This is a genomic window from Streptomyces sp. NPDC059169, from assembly GCF_042755225.1.
GTDB lineage: Bacteria > Actinomycetota > Actinomycetes > Streptomycetales > Streptomycetaceae > Streptomyces.
On the sequence record NZ_JBHZCF010000005.1, the window covers coordinates 133,621 to 149,874 of the forward strand.

Sequence of the window (16,254 nt, forward strand, 5' to 3'; positions counted from 1 at the left end):
GGGGGGAAGGGGGGGGGGGGGGCCACCCCAGGGGGGGGGGGGTTCAGCAGGGGTGGGGGGGGGGGGGAGGGGGGGTAGGGGGCAAGTGCAGGGGGGGGGGGGGCCCCACACCCCCGTGTCGGGCCACCACGCGGCGGAGCGGTCCGACCCCGCTGGCCGGACCACCACGCACAGGGCGGTCACTCGTACTCGGTGCCGCCCTTGCGGGTCAGACAGGCCGTGCGCACGCGCTGGGCGACGGCCCCGCCCCCGACCACCGGGCCGTGGCGCTCGGTGACCGGGCGGAGTGTGACGCCCCCGCCCCGGTGCAGACCCCTCGCCGAGCCCGTTTCCCGGCCGCTCGCGAACTCCGGCACCGTCCCCCGTACGTAGGGACCCTCGTGCAGCCGTGGCACCAGCGGGACTTCGCCGTCCAGCAGCCCTGCGACAGCTCACCGCGCAGCCGCACCGCAGCGAGCCGGTCGGACGCCTTGCCGGCCGACCGCCCGGTGAGCCCGAGCTCCTCGATGAGTCCCGACGGCAGGACCGCCTGCTCCGGTACGCAGACGGCGGCCTCGCCCGAGCGGTAGGCGCCCTGGGCGACGACGGCTCGGGCGAGGCCCACCCGGGCGAGCTCGAGGGCGTCGGCGTTGGGGTGCTCATGGATCGTCAGCAACCCGGCGGTGACGCGCGGCGTCGACATGTCAGGGCTCCTCCGGTGTGATCCGCATCCCGCCACTGTGCTGATGGGCATAACCGGTGGGCCAGCCGTTTTCCGTTCTGGTATGGCCGTTCTCGGCGCCGCGCCGAGAACGGCGTGCCGGACTGCGGGTTCGGGAGGCCAGTGACCGCACGGCGTCGTCGGACCCGCAGCGGATGACCGCCCCCACGCGACGTCACTGCAGCGCCGCGGCAACCTCCTGCGCGCCCTCCTCCGGCCCGTCGACCGAGACACGGTCGGGCCGCACCACAGGGCCGCACGCGCTGCGCCAGGTGCGTCAGACGGGGCGCGGCTCCGGCACTGCCACCCCGACCAGTACCGCCGTGACAGCGTGGGCCGCTCGACGGCCTGGCCGACCGCGCGGGGCGACGGCGATTCGCTCCCGCGAGACGTACGCGGGTGCCGAAGGACTCCGGCCACCCCGACGGGCGCCGCGGCCACCGCCGACCCGGCGAAAGCACCGGGCGACTCGGGCAGCACGGCTGAATCCCCGGCGTCGCGGGCCCCGTTCGTACTCGCCTGCATCATGGACCCGATGCTGCCAGGCCCCACTGACATCGATGCTGATACTCGGGTTCCGGTGGTCGTGGCTCTCCCACTGACTGACCCCCTGCTGGGCTGTCAACGGGCCGCGGCCGGCCGGGTCGCCCGGACGGGGTGCGGGGCCCGGCACCCCGCGGGGCCACGCCCGACCGCCCCTCGTGCGGGGCGGGGAACGGCCGGGTCGCCGACGGGCGGGGGCGGCCGTCCGGCGGGCGGCGGTCCCGCCGTCCCTCAGGCAGCGGAAGCCAGTTCCCTGCTCCGCATCCGCTTGGCGGTCCTCAGCGCCTCGGTGGTCAGTACGGGCTGCGGGACCACGACCCCGCAGCCGGTGCACACCGGCCCGAAACGCGGTTCGTGCTGCAGGTCCTGCCGCCACACGATCCTGCGCCCGGTGCAGACCGGGCAGGCGGCACCCGGGGCGTCCTCCAGCGCGGCGATGAGACGCCGCAGAACCACCCCGAGGGGATCCGACGGATGCACCGACGGGTCATCGCACCGGGCGATGCCGTGGCCGCCCCAAGTGCGCCGGTGCCAGTCGTCGATGCTCCCCGGGCGCCGCAGGCCCTCGTGCTTCTCGCGCCTGCGGCGCTCCGCGAACTCCACCTCGTACGCGAGCCACACGGCTCGCGCCTCCTCCAATTCGTCGAGCGCGGCCACCAACCGCGCCGGATCGGGTTCCCGGTCCTCGGGCTCGATCCTGTGCCTCGCGCACAGGTGGTGCCAGGTCGCCCGGTGTCCGTACGGGGCGAACCGTTCAAGGCATTTGCGCAGCGAATACCGCCGCAGCGCCAGGTCACTCCGCGGGTCACGCACCTGTCTCGCAAGACTCCGGAATCCGGCCATCGCACTGCCACCTCCGTCGCTCCGTACTTCCGCGTCGAGGAATGGACGTACGACTACCCCATCCGGCTCCATCGAAAATCCGTTGGATTAGGACATGTGGTGATCACCTCGGGTGCACCCGCGGACGGGGAGGGCGCACCGCGGGTCGGAACGGGGACGTGCATCGCCCTTCGTCCGCTTCGTCGGCTCTGCAAGGGCGACGGGACCCGGTGCGCCGCCCGGGTGGGCCGGCAGGGGGCGCTCGAGCCGGTCCCGGGGCACCCGGCCCGTCAGTCTTACGTCCCGGAGGGCGTGTTGGGCGACAGATCCCCGGACCGTGTGCCCGGGGTGTCGAAGGAAAAGTGACGGCCCATCATCTTACCGGCTGGTCATATCCTCAGTACCCTCCGCCGCATCGGCCTCTTTCGAGGAGAACCCATGCGACGACGCCTAGGATCCCCCACCGGACGACTCAGAACCGCCTGCGCGACCCTCGCACTCGGCACGGCTCTGCTCGCACCCCTGCCGCGGGCCGCCGCCGAGGAACCGGCACCAACCGTCACCGACCACTGCCTGAACGAAGGTCGGAGTCAGTGCGCCGACGTGCTGCCACCGGGCCAGAACGGCAACGCCACCCTCGTCGACATCCTCGCCCACCGACTCTTCGGGACCCGCCCGGGCCACAGCTCCGACCAACTCGGTCGGTACGACGCCCTGGTAGGCGGCTTCGGCGGCCTCACGGACGCCAAACTGACCGACTTCTTCAACGACGCCTCGTTCGGCGTTCCCGAGGGACAGGTCGAGTCCGTGACCTCGCCGCGCCCGGACGTCACCATCACGCGAGACCGCAGGACCGGGGTCCCGCACATCAAGGGCACCACCCGGTACGGCACCGAGTTCGGCGCCGGTTACGCCGCCGCGCAGGACCGGCTGTGGATGATGGACCTGTTCCGGCACATCGGGCGCGGCGAGCTGACCCCGTTCGCCGGCGGTGCGCTCGCCAACCAGGGCCTCGAGCAGCAGTTCTGGCCGCAGGCGCCCTACACGGAAGCCGACTACGAGGCCCAGATCGTCCGCATCCGCGAGCAGGAGGGGGAGCGCGGCGAACAGGCCATGGCCGACGCCCAGGCGTACGTCGACGGCATCAACGCCTACCGCGTCCAGTCCAAGAACGGCCGCTACTTCCCCGGCGAGTACGTCCTCACCGGGCACGTCGATGCCCTCACCAACGCGGGCGAGATCCAGCCGTTCAAGCTCACCGACCTGATCTCCATCGCCTCCGTCGTGGGCGGCCAGTTCGGCGGCGGAGGCGGCGGGGAAGTCCAGGCGGCGCTTTCGCTGCTCGCCGCCCAGCAGACGTACGGCGTCGTCGAGGGCACCCGCGTCTGGGAGTCCTTCCGGCAGCGCAACGACCCGGAAGCGGTTCTCACCGTCCACGACGGCACATCCTTCCCGTACGCGCAGAAGCCCGCCGACCCGCGGGGCGCCGCGCTGCCCGACCCCGGCTCGGTCACGGCCGAACCCCTCGTGTACGACCGCACCGGTTCCGCGGGCACCGGTGCCAAATCCCCGGTACGTGCCCCGAAGGTCCTCCAGCCCGTCCAGGGGTTGTTCGACGACGGCGTACTGCCTCCGGGGGCGCTCAACCCCAAGCGCGGCATGTCCAACGCCCTCCTCGTCTCCGGGGAGCACACCGCGAGCGGTAACCCCGTCGCCGTCTTCGGCCCGCAGACCGGCTACTTCGCTCCGCAGCTGCTGATGCTCCAGGAGTTGCAGGGCCCCGGCATCTCCGCCCGCGGCGTCGCCTTCGCCGGCGTCGGCATGTACGTCCAGATGGGCCGCGGCCAGGACTACGCCTGGTCCGCCACCTCCGCAGCCCAGGACATCACCGACACGTACGCCGTCGAGCTCTGCGTCCCGGGCGGCGGCACCCCGACGCGGGACGCCGACCACTACCTGTATCGGGGTGCGTGCACCCCGATGGAGAGGCTGGAGAAGCGCAACGCGTGGAAACCCACGGTCGCGGACGGCACCGCGGTGGGTTCGTACCGGCTGCAGGTGTGGCGCACGAAGTACGGCGTCGTCACCCACCGCGCCACCCTCGACGGGAAGCCCGTCGCGTACACGTCGCTGCGCACCACCTACGGCCACGAGGCCGACTCCATCGTCGGGTTCCAGATGCTCAACGACCCCTCCTTCGTGCGGGACGCGCGCAGCTTCCAGCAGGCGGTCCACAGCGTCGACTACGCCTTCAACTGGTTCTACGCCGACTCCCGCACCGCGGCGTACTACAACAGCGGGCTGAACCCGGTGCGCGCTCCGGGCGTCGACCCGGCGCTGCCGGTGAAGGCCGAGCAGGCGTACGAGTGGCAGGGCTTCGACCCGGGGACCAACAGCGCGGCGTACACGCCGTTCGCGGAGCACCCCCAGTCCATCGGCCAGGACTACTACATCAGTTGGAACAACCGGCAGGCCGACGGGTACAACACCGCCGGATTCGGCTTCGGGTCCGTCCACCGTGCCGACCTGCTGGACGACCGCGTCGCCGCGCTCGTCGCACAGGGCGGCGTGACGCGCGCCTCGCTCACCCGGGCCATGGCGGAGGCGGGGGTGACCGATCTGCGCGGCGAGCAACTGCTGCCCGAGCTGCTCGCGGTCGTCCGCAGCTCACCGGTCACCGATCCCCAGCTCGCCGCTGCGATAGGCCAGCTGGACGCGTGGCGCGCCGCCGGGGCACAGCGCAAGGAGACAGCTCCTGGCTCGCACACCTACGGTCACGCCGACGCAGTGCGGATCATGGACGCCTGGTGGCCGCTCCTGGTCGAGGCCGAGTTCAGGCCGGGGCTCGGGGACGGCCTGTACCGGGCGCTGACCGGCAACCTGCACGTCGACGAGTCACCCGCGGCGAGCCACGGGCCGGCGGGCGGGCACAGCGGTTCGGCGTTCCAGTCGGGCTGGTGGGCCTTCGTGGACAAGGACCTCCGGCAGGTCCTGGGGCAGCCGGTCAGCGGCCCGCTGGCCAGGACGTACTGCGGCGGTGGCCAGCTCCCCGCCTGTCGGGACGCCCTGCTGGCCACGCTCAAGCAGTCCGTGGCGAAACCGGCCACCGAGGTGTACCCGGCCGACGGCAGTTGTCGGGCCGGTGACCCATGGTGCTCGGACTCGATCGTGCACCGGGCGCTCGGTGGAATCACCCACCCGGCGATCCACTGGCAGAACCGTCCGACCTACCAGCAGGTCGTCGAATTCCCGTCGCACCGCTAGCAGTCGGCGGCCGGGTCGGGCACCGTCATCAGGGCCCGACCCGGCCCGCGGCCAGCACCACCCGTGCCAGCTCCGGGTGCAGGATGTCGCTGTGCGCGCCGGACGGCGGTCCGCCGTGGCGCACCACGGACGTCGTGTCGATATTGAAGCAACCCGGGCCGGGTGACCAGTTGCGCAGCGCCGTCTCCAGGGTGAGCTGCCGCGTCCCGGTGACCGCCTGGATGCCGTCGTGCCCGACCGCCCACCACCGTCTGTCCGAAGCGAGGAGCGTCGAGGAGTCCCCGGCCATCCGCGACGCCAGGGGATAGATCACTCCGAGGGCCGTGTCGTGCCGCGAATAGCAGGCGACGACCGGCCCGTCGACCCGGTGCTGCACGTCGCGCAGGGCCCCGCTGCTGCCGGTCGCATGAGGTAGGGCGGGGGCGAACGCGTAGTGGGAGAAGGCTCCTTGGAGCAGGGTGACCGACTTCACCGGTCGTGCACCGGCAGGCAGGCCCCGTAGCGCGAAGGCGACGAGCCGGGCGCCCATGCTGTGCCCGACGAGGTGGACGCGGGTGGTGGGCGAGGAGCGGGCGATCTGCCCCAGCAACGGTCCGAGACCGCGCTCGCCGACCGTTCCCGCCCGTTTCTTCATCGTGTAGTAGGTGGCTTGGCGCAACACCTCCCGTGCGCCCTTCCACAGCCTCTTCAGCCCGCCGCCCATCGCGAGCGGGCGTTCGGCGTCGAGCGTGAGCGGGGGCTGGGCGCCGGCGAGCGCCTCGGTGAAGAGCCGGCAGACCTCGACGGGGTCCCCCGCCAGGAAGTCCGGCGACGCGTCGTGCTCCGCCCCCGTGTCCGGGACGCACCCCTCGATCGTGACGTCGGTCAGCTCCCCCACGAGCGAGCCGAATTCGTCGAATGCCGCGCGGGAGTCCGGTGCATCGGCGAGCAGCGTCGACAAGCGTCCCAGCGTCCGTTCCCGACCGGGGAAGACCCCGGCGAGCGCCTCGAAGTCGGGGACCGGTTCGTCCGTGAACATCATGGAGGGCCATACGACGCCCGCGTACCCGACCTGCGCGCCCCGCGGAAGCAGGTCGGGGAACGGGGCGAAGAAGCGCGAGTAGAAGCGCGTCGCCACGGAACGGGAGTTGTTCCAGCCGTGGGCGAACAGGACGAGGTCCCTGGCCCTCATGCCCAGCAGCGCGGAGATCTGCCCGGCGTCAGGATCCCCGTCCGTATCGAAGGTGATCTCCCGGTACGGCTGCACGCTCATCTCGTTCACGTGTGCGTCCCTCCTGTCGCGGGACCCCGTCCCGCCGAGATGCCGTCACGGACCGTCGTCCGTCCAGCATCCCGCGGTGATGCGGGAACGGCCAGGGCTTCGTACGAGCCGGTCAGAGACGGTCGGCGGCGATCACTGTCGGTCGAGCGGAGGACGTTGAACGCCCCCTGGCCCAAGGCGGATCCGGCGTCGACGCCGACGCTCCGCAGCGCGTCGCGCGGGAAGGCGCCCTGCACTTCGGTCAGGCGCCGGGCGGCTCGTCCGCTACGCGACGGGCGTTGTGCGCCGAGAGCAGAACGCAGTGGCCGCTGTGCCGCTGCCGGCACGTCGTGTGCTCGGCCACCGCACGGTCGCGGTGCAGGGGAACGTCCCCGGTCACGGGTACAGCAAGTACTCCCGGCGCACGTCCCGGAACGCCGTCAGGCCCCGCTGCCAGGCCGCCACCACGTCGTCCGCCGCAGCACCCGCGTCGATCATCGTGCGCACCTGCGAGGACCCGGTGAGCTTGTCGATCCAGTGGTCGGGGCGCCAGGCGAATCCGCTCCAGTTCCGTTTCGCCGTCACGAGCAGACCGATGCCGGTACGGACCGGGTCGAACGCCTCGCGGTCGTGGACGTGGAGCTGGACCCCGCCGACGGTCCGGCCCTGGAACTTGGAGAACACGGGGGTGAAGTACGCCTCGCGGAAGCGGACCCCGGGAAGCTCCAGCGCGTTGGCGGCCTCCGCCCACCTCCGGTCGAGGCCCTCCGCGCCGAGGAGTTCGAAGGGGCGGGTGGTGCCACGGCCCTCGGAGAGGTTGGTGCCCTCGAAGAGGCAGGTCCCCGCGTACACCAGGGCGGTATCGGGCGTCGGCACGTTGGGGCTCGGCGGCACCCAGGGCAGCCCCGTCGCGTCGTGGAAGTCGGTGCGCCGCCAGCCCGCCATCCGGACGGTCGCCAGCTCGACCGGCGTCGCCAGGAACTCCCCGTTGAAGAGCCCGGCCAGCTCGGCGACGGTCATCCCGTGCGCCTGGGCGATGGGTTCGCGGCCCACGAACGTCGCGAACGCGGGGTCGAGGACCGGGCCGAGCGCGGCCCGGCCGCCGACCGGGTTGGGCCGGTCCAGCACCACGAAGCGTTTCCCGGCCCGTGCCGCGGCCTCCATACAGTCGTACATCGTCCAGATGTACGTGTAGAAGCGCGCGCCGACGTCCTGGATGTCGAACACGATCGTCCCGGCGCCGGACGCGGTGAAGACGTCCGCGAGTGCCTGGCCGCTCTTGCCGTAGGTGTCGTAGACCGGCAGTCCGGTGGCCGGGTCCTCGGAACGGCCCTCGGAACCGCCCGCCTGGGTGGTGCCCCGGAAGCCGTGCTCGGGACCGAAGACCGCCACGGGACGCACCCGCTCGTCGCCGTGCATGACGTCGACGATGTGGCGGAGGTGGCTGGTGACGCCCGTCGGATTGGTGACGACGCCGATGCGCTCCCCGGCCAACAGGCGGTATCCGTCAGCTGCGAGGCGTTCGAAGCCGCTGCGCACCCTGCAGGAGCCGGTGCTGGACCCGGTGCTGGTGTGGGCGTCGGCGCTGCCCGGCACCGCCCCCGCGGCGCCCAGGGCGCCTCCTGCCGCGAGCAGAGCCCGTCTGGTCAGGCTCATCGCACTACCTCCGTGATGTCCTGTCATGCCCACGCAAGTTAGCGCGGGCGTCCGTCACCCGGAACGGGCCGGACGCAGTGGTTCCCCGCGGACCCTTCCTTCTGACATACCGACTGGTTAGTCTGCTGTCCAGGAGACGCTGAGGAGAGGCAGGTCCGATGGGTGCGGTGCAGGGTGCGAACGTGGTGGTCACCGGGGCGGGCGGCGGCATCGGTGCCGCCCTCGCGCGCCGGTTCGCGGCGGAGGGCGCGCGCGTCGTCGTCAACGACCTCGACCCCGTCCGGACCAAAGCGGTCGCGGATGAGATCGGTGCACTGGCCGTCGCGGGTGACGCGTCCGCGATCGTCGAGCAGGCGAAGGACGCCCTCGGCGGTACCGTCGACATCTACTGCGCCAACGCCGGACTCGCCTCACCGGGCGACGCGTTCGCCGACGAGGCCGTCTGGGCCTCCGCCTGGGACGTCAACGTGATGGCCCATGTCCGCGCCGCACGCGCCCTGCTGCCCGACTGGCTGGAGCGGGGCAGCGGCCGGTTCGTCTCGACCGTCTCCGCGGCCGGACTGCTCACGATGATCGGTGCCGCCCCCTACAGCGTGACCAAGCACGGGGCGGTCGCGTTCGCCGAGTGGCTTGCCCTGACGTACCGTCACCGCGGCCTGAAGGTCCATGCCGTCTGTCCGCAGGGCGTCCGCACGGACATGCTCACGGCGGCGGGCTCAGCCGGCGAGCTCGTCCTCGCCCCCACCGCGATCGAACCCGAGGACGTCGCCGACGCCCTCCTCGAGGGCATCGAGGCCGACCGCTTCCTGATCCTTCCGCACCCCGAGGTCGCCGGGTACTACCAGGCGCGTGCGGGCGAGCCCGACCGCTGGCTCGCCGGGATGAACCACATCCAGCAGACGTGGGAGGCGACCGCCGGTGACCGGCCGGCCCCCGGCGGGGCGCCGTCCTGAACGAGCTCCCGAAGGCGACTAGTGGCAAGATCCTCGGACGGGACGTGCGTTTCCGGCACGGACAGCGGTGAGCCGAGTGAGAGGCGGGTGGCGGCAATGGCCAGGACGACGGACGGGGACGGCACCCCTGTTCCCCAGAGGTTGCTGGCCGCCGCCACCCGCCTCTTCGCCGAGCAGGGGTACGACCGCACGTCGGTGCAGGAGATCGTCGAGGCCGCGGGCGTCACCAAAGGGGCGCTCTACCACTACTTCGGCTCCAAGGAGGACCTCCTCCAGGAGGTCTACTCCCGGGTGCTGCGCCTCCAGCAGGAACGCCTGGACGCCTTCGCGGAGGCGGACGCGCCGGTCGAGGAGCGGCTGCGGGGCGCCGCCGCGGACGTCGTGGTGACCACCATCGACAACCTGGACGACGCCGCGATCTTCTTCCGCTCCATGCACCACCTGAGCCCGGAGAAGAACAAGCAGGTCCGGGCCGAGCGCAGGCGCTACCACGAGCGTTTCCGCGCCCTCATCGAGGAGGGCCAGCGCAGCGGTGTGTTCTCCGACGCCACCCCGGCCGACCTCGTCGTGGACTACCACTTCGGCTCGGTCCACCACCTCTCCACCTGGTACCGGCCGGACGGGCTGCTCAGCCCGCAGCAGGTCGCCGACCACCTCGCCGACCTGCTGCTGCGGGCCTTGCGCCCCTGAGGGTCCGGAGGGCTGCCCCCGGACCCCGGCGGCGTACGGCGACGGCTCGTCAGAGGTGCTTCTTCAGCTCCCGCCGGGCCAGCGACCGCTGGTGCACCTCGTCCGGACCGTCGGCGATCTTCAGCGTGCGGGCCGCCGCCCACAGCTCCGCCAGCGGGAAGTCCTGGCTGACGCCCCCTGCGCCGTGCACCTGGACCGCTCTGTCGAGGATGTCGACCACCGCGCGCGGCGTGGCGATCTTGATCGCCTGGATCTCGGTGTGCGCCCCGCGGTTGCCGACCGTGTCCATCAGCCATGCCGTCTTCAGCACCAGCAGCCGCAGTTGCTCCACGGTGACCCGGGCGTCCGCGATCCAGTTCTGCACGACGCCCTGCTGGGCGATCGGCTTGCCGAACGCGGTTCGGGACACCGCGCGACGGCACATCAACTCGATGGCGCGCTCCGCCATGCCGATCAGGCGCATGCAGTGGTGGATGCGGCCCGGCCCCAGGCGCGCCTGGGCGATGGCGAAGCCTCCGCCCTCCTCGCCGATCAGGTTCGACGCCGGGACCCGCACGTCGTGGAAGACGACCTCGGCATGACCGCCGTGGGAGTGGTCCTCGTAGCCGTACACCTGCATGGCGCGCCGCACCTCGACGCCCGGGGTGTCGCGGGGGACGAGGATCATCGACTGCTGCCGGCGGATGTCGTCGCCGTCCGGGTCGGTTTTCCCCATCACGATGAAGACCCGGCAGTCGGGGTTCATCGCCCCCGAGATGTACCACTTGCGGCCGTTGACGACGTAGTCGCCGGTTCCGTCGGCGGACCGCTCGATCCGGGTCTCGATGTTGGTCGCGTCGGACGAGGCCACGTCGGGCTCGGTCATCGCGAAGGCCGACCGGATCTCGGCGGCCAGCAGCGGCTCCAGCCACTGCTTCTTCTGCTCGTCGGAACCGAACTGGGCCAGCACCTCCATGTTGCCGGTGTCCGGGGCCGCGCAGTTCAGCGCGATGGGGGCCAAATGCGGGCTGCGGCCGGTGATTTCGGCGAGTGGCGCGTACTGGAGGTTGGTCAGCCCGGCTCCGTGCTCCTCGTCCGGGAGGAAGAGGTTCCACAGCCCCTGCCTACGGGCCTCCGCCTTGAGGTCGTCCATCACCGCCGGGGTGTCCCACGGTGAGGCGAGCTCCGCCCGCTGTGCCTGCTCGACGGCCTCGGCCGGGTACACGTGCTCGTCCATGAAGGCGAGCAGTTTGGCGCGCAGCTCTTCGGTGCGGGCGTCGAATGCGAAGTCCATGGGGGGTCACCCTTCCTGCAGGGTCGCGAGTCCGTGCTCGATGAAGACGGGGACGAGGTCGCCGATGCGGTCGAAGCCTGCCCCGACCGTCTGGCCTTGGGTGTAGCGGTAGTGGATGCCTTCGAGGATCACGGCGAGCTTGAACCAGGCGAAGGCCGTGTACCAGGCGATGGCGGAGGTGTCGCGGCCCGAGCGGGCGGCGTACCGCTCGACGAGCTCGGCGGCATCCGGATGGCCGGCGGCTCCGGCGGTCGTGCTGATGGGGGAGCCCGGTAGGTCCAGCTTCGTGCTGTACATCACCAGCAGTCCGAGGTCGGTGAGCGGGTCTCCGAGGGTGGACATCTCCCAGTCGAGGATCGCGCTGATCCGGTCGTCGTCGCCGATGAGCACGTTGTCGAGGCGGTAGTCGCCATGGATGACCGACGGCTCGGGGGAGTCGGGCAGGCGGCGGCCGAGCGCCGCGTGCAGTTCGTCGATGCCGGGGAGGTCGCGGGTGCGGGAGGCGTCGAGCTGTTTGCCCCAGCGCCGCAGTTGTCGGTCGAGGAAGCCGTCGGGCCTGCCGAAGTCGCCGAGCCCCACCGACCCGGGGTCCACCGCGTGCAGCTCCACCAAGGCGTCGACGAGGCCCAGCACCGCGCTGCGGGTACGTTCGGGGCCGAGCGGGGCGAGTTCCTCGGCCGTTCGGTACGGCGTGCCGGTGACGAACTCCATGACGTAGAAGGGCGCGCCGAGGACGGACTCGTCCTCACACAGGAGCACCGGCTCCGGTACCGGTACGGCCGTCGGGTGGAGGGCGCTGATGACCCGGTGCTCGCGCTTCATGTCGTGCGCGGTGGCCAGCACGTGGCCGAGCGGGGGGCGACGGACCACCCAGTGGTCGGTACCGTCGGTGACGGCGTACGTGAGGTTGGACCGGCCGCCCTGGATGAGCCGGGCGCTGAGCGGTCCCCTCACCAGGCCCGGCCGCTCGCGGTCGAGGTGGCCGCGCAGCTGCTCGGGGTCGAGGCCTGGGGGGTGGACTGGGCTCATCGGGTACCTCCGGTGGGGCGGCGATTCGGTTCCCCGTCATGATGACCGACCAGTCGGTATGTCGTCCAGGGTGTACGCCGCCTGGGCGGGCCGCGAAGGCCCTCCCCGTCACCCTGCCCCGCCCGGCGCGGACCACGCGCGGCCGCCGGGAGGGAGCGGGCGGTGCCCGCCCCCACTCGTCGCGGCAGGGCGCCGGCCGTCATCGGCGCCCCCGGGGGACTCGGCTGCAGACCGGATCCCATACCGCCGGCGAACTCACGCCCCTCAAGGAACCGGCCCTCCACGTTCCGCGCCCAACGGCACCCGACCGGCTCTGCGGAGGCCCGACGGAGCCGGTCGTGGCCCGGGACCGACGCGGACCCCGGGTGCCCCGGGTCACGCGTGGCAGGCGACCGGCACCCCTCCGTTCATCGCCGTCATGTCCGCGAAGACCGTGACGGGGTCCAGGGGGGAGCCCTCGGGCTTCCCGTCCAGCTCCGCGAACGCACGGTGCAGGTTGCCCACGAGGCGCTCGCTCTCCCGTAGAGCCGCGAACTCCCCGAGGTCGGCGCCGCGTGCCGTCTCCAGGGGGGTGAGGCCCTTGGCGTGCCCGGCTTCCGCGAGTCCCGCGACATACCGCAGGTAGCGCTCGGTGGCGTCGTACGCCGTCGGGTCGGTGATCGGACCGTGCCCGGGGACGACGACCTCGGCGTCCAGCGAGCGCAGCAGATCAAGCGCGCGCAGTGAGCCGCCCAGCGACCCCATGGGGATGAACGGGGTGCCGCCTTCGAAGATCAGGTCGCCCGCGAAGACGATCCCGTGTTCCGGCAGGTGGACGACCGTGTCGCCCGGGGTGTGCGCCACCCCCGGGTGGAGGAGCCGTACCTCGGTGCCACCGGCACGCAGTGTCAGGCGTTCGCTGTAGGTGACGTCCGGTGGGGTGATCGTGATGTCGCCGAATTCGGTATCCGGCCAGATCAGGTGGAGTTGGTGCCCTGCCGCGATGACCTCCGTGCGGCAGGACTCGTGTCCGATGACCGTGGCCCCGGGGGTGAACACCTGGTTGCCGTACGTGTGGTCACCGTGGTGGTGCGTGTTGACGAGCGTGCTCGGCGGCGGGGCGCCGGTTGCGCGTACGGCGTCCCGCAGCAGCAGGGCCCGCCGCTCGGTCGCGGCGGTGTCGATCAGCAGGGTGGATTCCCCGTCGCTGATGAATCCGGCGTTGTTGAGGCACCAGCCGCCGTCGGGCTGCACATAGGCGTGCACGGACGGCGTGAGCTGGACGGTGTACGGATCATTGGCAGGCACCTGGTGTCCCCCGGGGAGTGGTCGAACTGACGATCAGAGACTGCCATTTGCGCCCGCGCCGGGGGAAGCGCACGCGTCCGGCCCGGCGGCGGGGGCCGGACCCCGGCGCGGCGAGCGCGCTCCCGCACTCCTCCGACCGGGCCCCGCCCGGCTTGCGGAAGCCCGGGTCGCGCCCGAGGGTCGGTCCTATGAAGGCGATCAGCTACCGCCGCTACGGCGGTCCCGAGGTCCTGGAGTACGGTGAGCTCCCGGAGCCCAAGGTGGGCCCCGACGCCGTCCTGGTCAAGGTGCGGGCGGCGGCCGTCAACCCGGTCGACTGGAAGTGTCGCGAGGGCTACCTGGACGGGCTCATCGACGCCGTCTTCCCCGTGATCCCCGGCTGGGACGTCTCCGGGGTGGTCGTCCAGCCCGGGGTCTCCGTTCCCGAGTTCGCCGTCGGCGACGAGGTCATGGGCTACGTGCGCGAGGACTTCCTCGCGCGCGGCACCTTCGCCGAGTACGTCGCGGCACCGGTGCGCACCCTCGCCCGGAAACCGCGCAACCTGAGCTTCGAGGAGGCCGCGGGGCTGCCGCTGGCAGGACTGACCGCCTACCAGGTGCTCACGCAGGCGCTGGGGGTCCGTCAGGGTGACACCCTGCTCGTACACGCCGCGGCCGGTGGGGTGGGATCCATTGCCGTTCAACTGGCCCGTCACTTCGGTGCCCGAGTGATCGGCACCGGAAGCGAGTCGTCCCACGACTTCCTGCGCGACCTGGGGGCAGAGGCGGTGCCGTACGGCGAAGGGCTCGTCGAACGAGTGCGGGCCCTGTCTCCCGGAGGCGTCGACGCGGTCCTCGACACCGTCGGCGGCGACACCCTGACCGCCTCCGCGGAACTGCTCGCCGACGGCGGCAGGCTCGTATCCATCTCCGATCCGGCGGTGACCACCTTCGGCGGACGCTACGTCTTCGTCCGGCCCAACACCGCGGACCTCTACCGGCTGAGCGAGCTCGCGGAGGAGGAGGTCATCTCCGTGCACGTGGCCCGCAGCTTCCCACTGGAGCAGGCCGCCGACGCGCACCGGCTCAACCAGGAGGGCCACACCCGCGGAAAGATCGTGGTGACCGTCGACTGGGAAGGCTGACCGCCCGGCGTGCGGTGACCCGCTCACCACACGATCGTGACCGCGAACGCGGCGAGCGCGAGGGTGCACAGCACGGCTGTCAGGGCCTGGCCCGGATCCATCGCGGTCGGCGGCCGGCTGGTCGCCATGGCTGCGATGCGCCGGTGGGCCGCCGTGAGGAACCCCAGCCAGACCAGCACGCTCAACCCGAGCGCGACCTGGTCGCCGGGCGTGATGCGGGTGTGGTGGACCACCTGACGTGCCGCCAGCACGGCGACGACCGTGAAGGACAGCGTCGTGCGTCGCCACGCCAGCCGGGTGCGCTCGGGCTGCAACCCCGGGTCGCGGTCCGTGTGGCTCACTCCCGACCCCAGGCGACGACGACCACCATCGCCACCGACACGGCGCCCACCACCAGTGCCAGCGCCGTCGGGAAGCGGGACACGGGGAGGTCCTCGCCGTGCCGCATGGCCCGCTCGCACCGCACCCAGTGGTTCACGGCCCGCAGGGCGCACAGCACCCCCGTGCCGATCAGCGCGAGGGAGAGCCCCACGCGCACCCCCCAGCGCAGGCCGGGGAGGAACTGGTCGACGGCGAACCCCCCGCCGACGAGGGCGAGTGCCGTACGGAGCCAGGCGAGGAACGTGCGCTCGTTGGCGAGCGAGAAGCGGTAGTCGGGGGTCTCGCCCTCGTCACGGATCCGCTCCGGCGCGAACCACAGCCGCAGGCTCTGTACGAATTCGCTCACGCTCCGCACCCTACCGGGGCCCTGGCCGTGGCCCCGCCCGGCATGTCCGAGAGGTCGGCGTGGTGCCGTCCGGCAGCCCGACGCCGTGTTCGACCTGCCGCGCTCGTCCGCCGCAGCCCGGGCGCGCCCCGCTGCAGCACGGCAACCCTGGCGCGTCCCGCCGGGCCCCGGCGGGACGCACCCGAGCCGGTTTCACCCCGTCGCCCGGTGGGCGCGCAGCCGTTCGTACGCGGCGAGGCCGTCCGGTACCCAGGCCCACTCGGCGAGCCGCTGCCCGAGCTCCTCCTCCGTGAGGAACGCGTGCCAGGCGACTTCCTCGGCCTGCGGGTGCACGGGGAGCTCACAGCGGACCTCGTACACGGCCGACCACCACGTCCGGCGGACCTCGCCCGGACCGGTGGGGCCCTCGTAGAGGAATGTGAAGAGGGGGACGGGCCGGGGGAGTCCGGCGACGCCCAGTTCCTCCGCCGCCTCGCGCAGCGCAGCGTCGTCGTAGGACTCGCCCGCACCCACCACGCCACCGACGAACATGTCGTAGAGCGAGGGGAAGACGAGCTTCGTGGCGGTGCGGCGGTGCACGAAGACGCGGCCCGCGGCGTCCCGTGCCTGGACGAAGACGCAGCGGTGGCGCAGACCCCGTGCGTACGCCTCACCACGCGGGGCTTGCCCGACGACCCGGTCGTTCTCGTCGACGATGTCGAGGATTTCGTCGGAGGGGGATGCGGCGGCACTCATCCCCCCATCCCATCAGGAGCACCGTGCCGCGCCAAGTTCCCTCCGACCGGTTGACGAGTTACCGCCGAGTACCGAAGATCGGAGCCACCTGCGCCACCCGTCACCACGGCCACGTCGCCCATGGGCCACGAGCCGTCCGAGCCCCGAGCCCCGAGCCGCCGAAGCCGTCGACCGAGCCCGCAGCGCGGGCGACACCTGCTCCGAGAGGGAC

13 protein-coding genes and 1 pseudogene are annotated in these 16,254 nt (G+C 72.2%); 4 read left to right on the forward strand and 10 right to left on the reverse strand.

Features of this window, described 5'->3' with window-relative positions; all coding sequences use genetic code 11:
- Positions 1 to 179 precede the first annotated feature (179 nt).
- A pseudogene (locus ACFXOM_RS11260) lies at positions 180 to 682 on the reverse strand (hypothetical protein).
- A gap of 792 nt (positions 683 to 1,474) precedes the next feature.
- Positions 1,475 to 2,086, reverse strand: a complete 612-nt coding sequence (locus tag ACFXOM_RS11265) for a hypothetical protein (RefSeq protein WP_384936186.1) — start codon at positions 2,084 to 2,086, stop codon at positions 1,475 to 1,477.
- Positions 2,087 to 2,503: 417 nt separating this feature from the next.
- Between ACFXOM_RS11265 and ACFXOM_RS11270 the strand changes: the two genes are divergently transcribed.
- Positions 2,504 to 5,329 (forward strand): penicillin acylase family protein, encoded by a 2,826-nt coding sequence (locus tag ACFXOM_RS11270; protein WP_385037732.1) that lies wholly within the window; start codon positions 2,504 to 2,506, stop codon positions 5,327 to 5,329.
- A 28-nt stretch (positions 5,330 to 5,357) separates the two neighbouring features.
- Here the strand turns inward: ACFXOM_RS11270 and ACFXOM_RS11275 are convergent, their stop codons facing one another.
- Entirely contained in the window at positions 5,358 to 6,581 is a 1,224-nt protein-coding gene (locus tag ACFXOM_RS11275; protein ID WP_384936261.1) for an alpha/beta hydrolase, read from the reverse strand.
- Between the two features lie 384 nt (positions 6,582 to 6,965).
- On the reverse strand, positions 6,966 to 8,225 hold the full coding sequence (locus ACFXOM_RS11280) for an exo-beta-N-acetylmuramidase NamZ domain-containing protein (protein WP_384936181.1): 1,260 nt from the start codon (positions 8,223 to 8,225) through the stop codon (positions 6,966 to 6,968).
- 158 nt (positions 8,226 to 8,383) lie between these two features.
- Here ACFXOM_RS11280 and ACFXOM_RS11285 point away from each other — a divergent pair, with 158 nt between their 5' ends.
- Complete coding sequence (locus tag ACFXOM_RS11285; protein ID WP_384936178.1) at positions 8,384 to 9,178, forward strand: SDR family oxidoreductase; 795 nt, start codon at positions 8,384 to 8,386, stop codon at positions 9,176 to 9,178.
- A 96-nt stretch (positions 9,179 to 9,274) separates the two neighbouring features.
- Positions 9,275 to 9,868 carry a TetR/AcrR family transcriptional regulator gene (locus tag ACFXOM_RS11290; RefSeq protein ID WP_384936176.1) on the forward strand — a complete coding sequence of 198 codons (594 nt, stop codon included), beginning with the start codon at positions 9,275 to 9,277 and terminating at the stop codon, positions 9,866 to 9,868.
- A 49-nt stretch (positions 9,869 to 9,917) separates the two neighbouring features.
- On the opposite strand, the gene ACFXOM_RS11295 is transcribed toward ACFXOM_RS11290, so the two are convergent.
- From ACFXOM_RS11295 to ACFXOM_RS11305, 3 genes are all read right to left on the reverse strand, one after another.
- Positions 9,918 to 11,141, reverse strand: coding sequence for an acyl-CoA dehydrogenase family protein (locus ACFXOM_RS11295; RefSeq protein WP_384936174.1), 1,224 nt, complete (start codon positions 11,139 to 11,141; stop codon positions 9,918 to 9,920).
- 6 nt (positions 11,142 to 11,147) lie between these two features.
- The gene (locus tag ACFXOM_RS11300; RefSeq protein ID WP_384936171.1) at positions 11,148 to 12,170 is read right to left on the reverse strand and encodes a phosphotransferase family protein; all 1,023 of its coding nucleotides are present in this window, start codon (positions 12,168 to 12,170) and stop codon (positions 11,148 to 11,150) included.
- 375 nt (positions 12,171 to 12,545) lie between these two features.
- Positions 12,546 to 13,457, reverse strand: coding sequence for an MBL fold metallo-hydrolase (locus ACFXOM_RS11305; RefSeq protein WP_384936168.1), 912 nt, complete (start codon positions 13,455 to 13,457; stop codon positions 12,546 to 12,548).
- Between the two features lie 188 nt (positions 13,458 to 13,645).
- Here ACFXOM_RS11305 and ACFXOM_RS11310 point away from each other — a divergent pair, with 188 nt between their 5' ends.
- Positions 13,646 to 14,581: an NADP-dependent oxidoreductase gene (locus ACFXOM_RS11310; RefSeq protein ID WP_384936165.1), complete on the forward strand. Its 936-nt coding sequence runs from the start codon at positions 13,646 to 13,648 to the stop codon at positions 14,579 to 14,581.
- A 23-nt stretch (positions 14,582 to 14,604) separates the two neighbouring features.
- Here ACFXOM_RS11310 and ACFXOM_RS11315 read toward each other — a convergent pair whose 3' ends face one another.
- The 3 genes from ACFXOM_RS11315 to ACFXOM_RS11325 form a co-directional block, all read right to left on the reverse strand.
- Positions 14,605 to 14,922: a DUF202 domain-containing protein gene (locus ACFXOM_RS11315; protein WP_384936163.1), complete on the reverse strand. Its 318-nt coding sequence runs from the start codon at positions 14,920 to 14,922 to the stop codon at positions 14,605 to 14,607.
- Positions 14,919 to 15,308: a YidH family protein gene (locus ACFXOM_RS11320; protein WP_384936160.1), complete on the reverse strand. Its 390-nt coding sequence runs from the start codon at positions 15,306 to 15,308 to the stop codon at positions 14,919 to 14,921. Before ACFXOM_RS11320 ends, ACFXOM_RS11315 begins: the two co-directional genes overlap by 4 nt.
- Before the next feature lie 192 nt (positions 15,309 to 15,500).
- Positions 15,501 to 16,043 (reverse strand): NUDIX hydrolase, encoded by a 543-nt coding sequence (locus ACFXOM_RS11325; RefSeq protein ID WP_385037734.1) that lies wholly within the window; start codon positions 16,041 to 16,043, stop codon positions 15,501 to 15,503.
- Positions 16,044 to 16,254: the final 211 nt, after the last annotated feature.

Coding starts and splice junctions, on each gene's coding strand:
- ACFXOM_RS11300 (WP_384936171.1), bottom strand. CDS start 12,170: ATGAGCCCAGTCCACCCCCCAGGCCTCGACCCCGAGCAGCTGCGCGGC.
- ACFXOM_RS11290 (WP_384936176.1), top strand. CDS start 9,275: ATGGCCAGGACGACGGACGGGGACGGCACCCCTGTTCCCCAGAGGTTG.
- ACFXOM_RS11280 (WP_384936181.1), bottom strand. CDS start 8,225: ATGAGCCTGACCAGACGGGCTCTGCTCGCGGCAGGAGGCGCCCTGGGC.
- ACFXOM_RS11285 (WP_384936178.1), top strand. CDS start 8,384: ATGGGTGCGGTGCAGGGTGCGAACGTGGTGGTCACCGGGGCGGGCGGC.
- ACFXOM_RS11310 (WP_384936165.1), top strand. CDS start 13,646: ATGAAGGCGATCAGCTACCGCCGCTACGGCGGTCCCGAGGTCCTGGAG.
- ACFXOM_RS11325 (WP_385037734.1), bottom strand. CDS start 16,043: ATGAGTGCCGCCGCATCCCCCTCCGACGAAATCCTCGACATCGTCGAC.
- ACFXOM_RS11295 (WP_384936174.1), bottom strand. CDS start 11,141: ATGGACTTCGCATTCGACGCCCGCACCGAAGAGCTGCGCGCCAAACTG.
- ACFXOM_RS11275 (WP_384936261.1), bottom strand. CDS start 6,581: ATGAGCGTGCAGCCGTACCGGGAGATCACCTTCGATACGGACGGGGAT.
- ACFXOM_RS11265 (WP_384936186.1), bottom strand. CDS start 2,086: ATGGCCGGATTCCGGAGTCTTGCGAGACAGGTGCGTGACCCGCGGAGT.
- ACFXOM_RS11270 (WP_385037732.1), top strand. CDS start 2,504: ATGCGACGACGCCTAGGATCCCCCACCGGACGACTCAGAACCGCCTGC.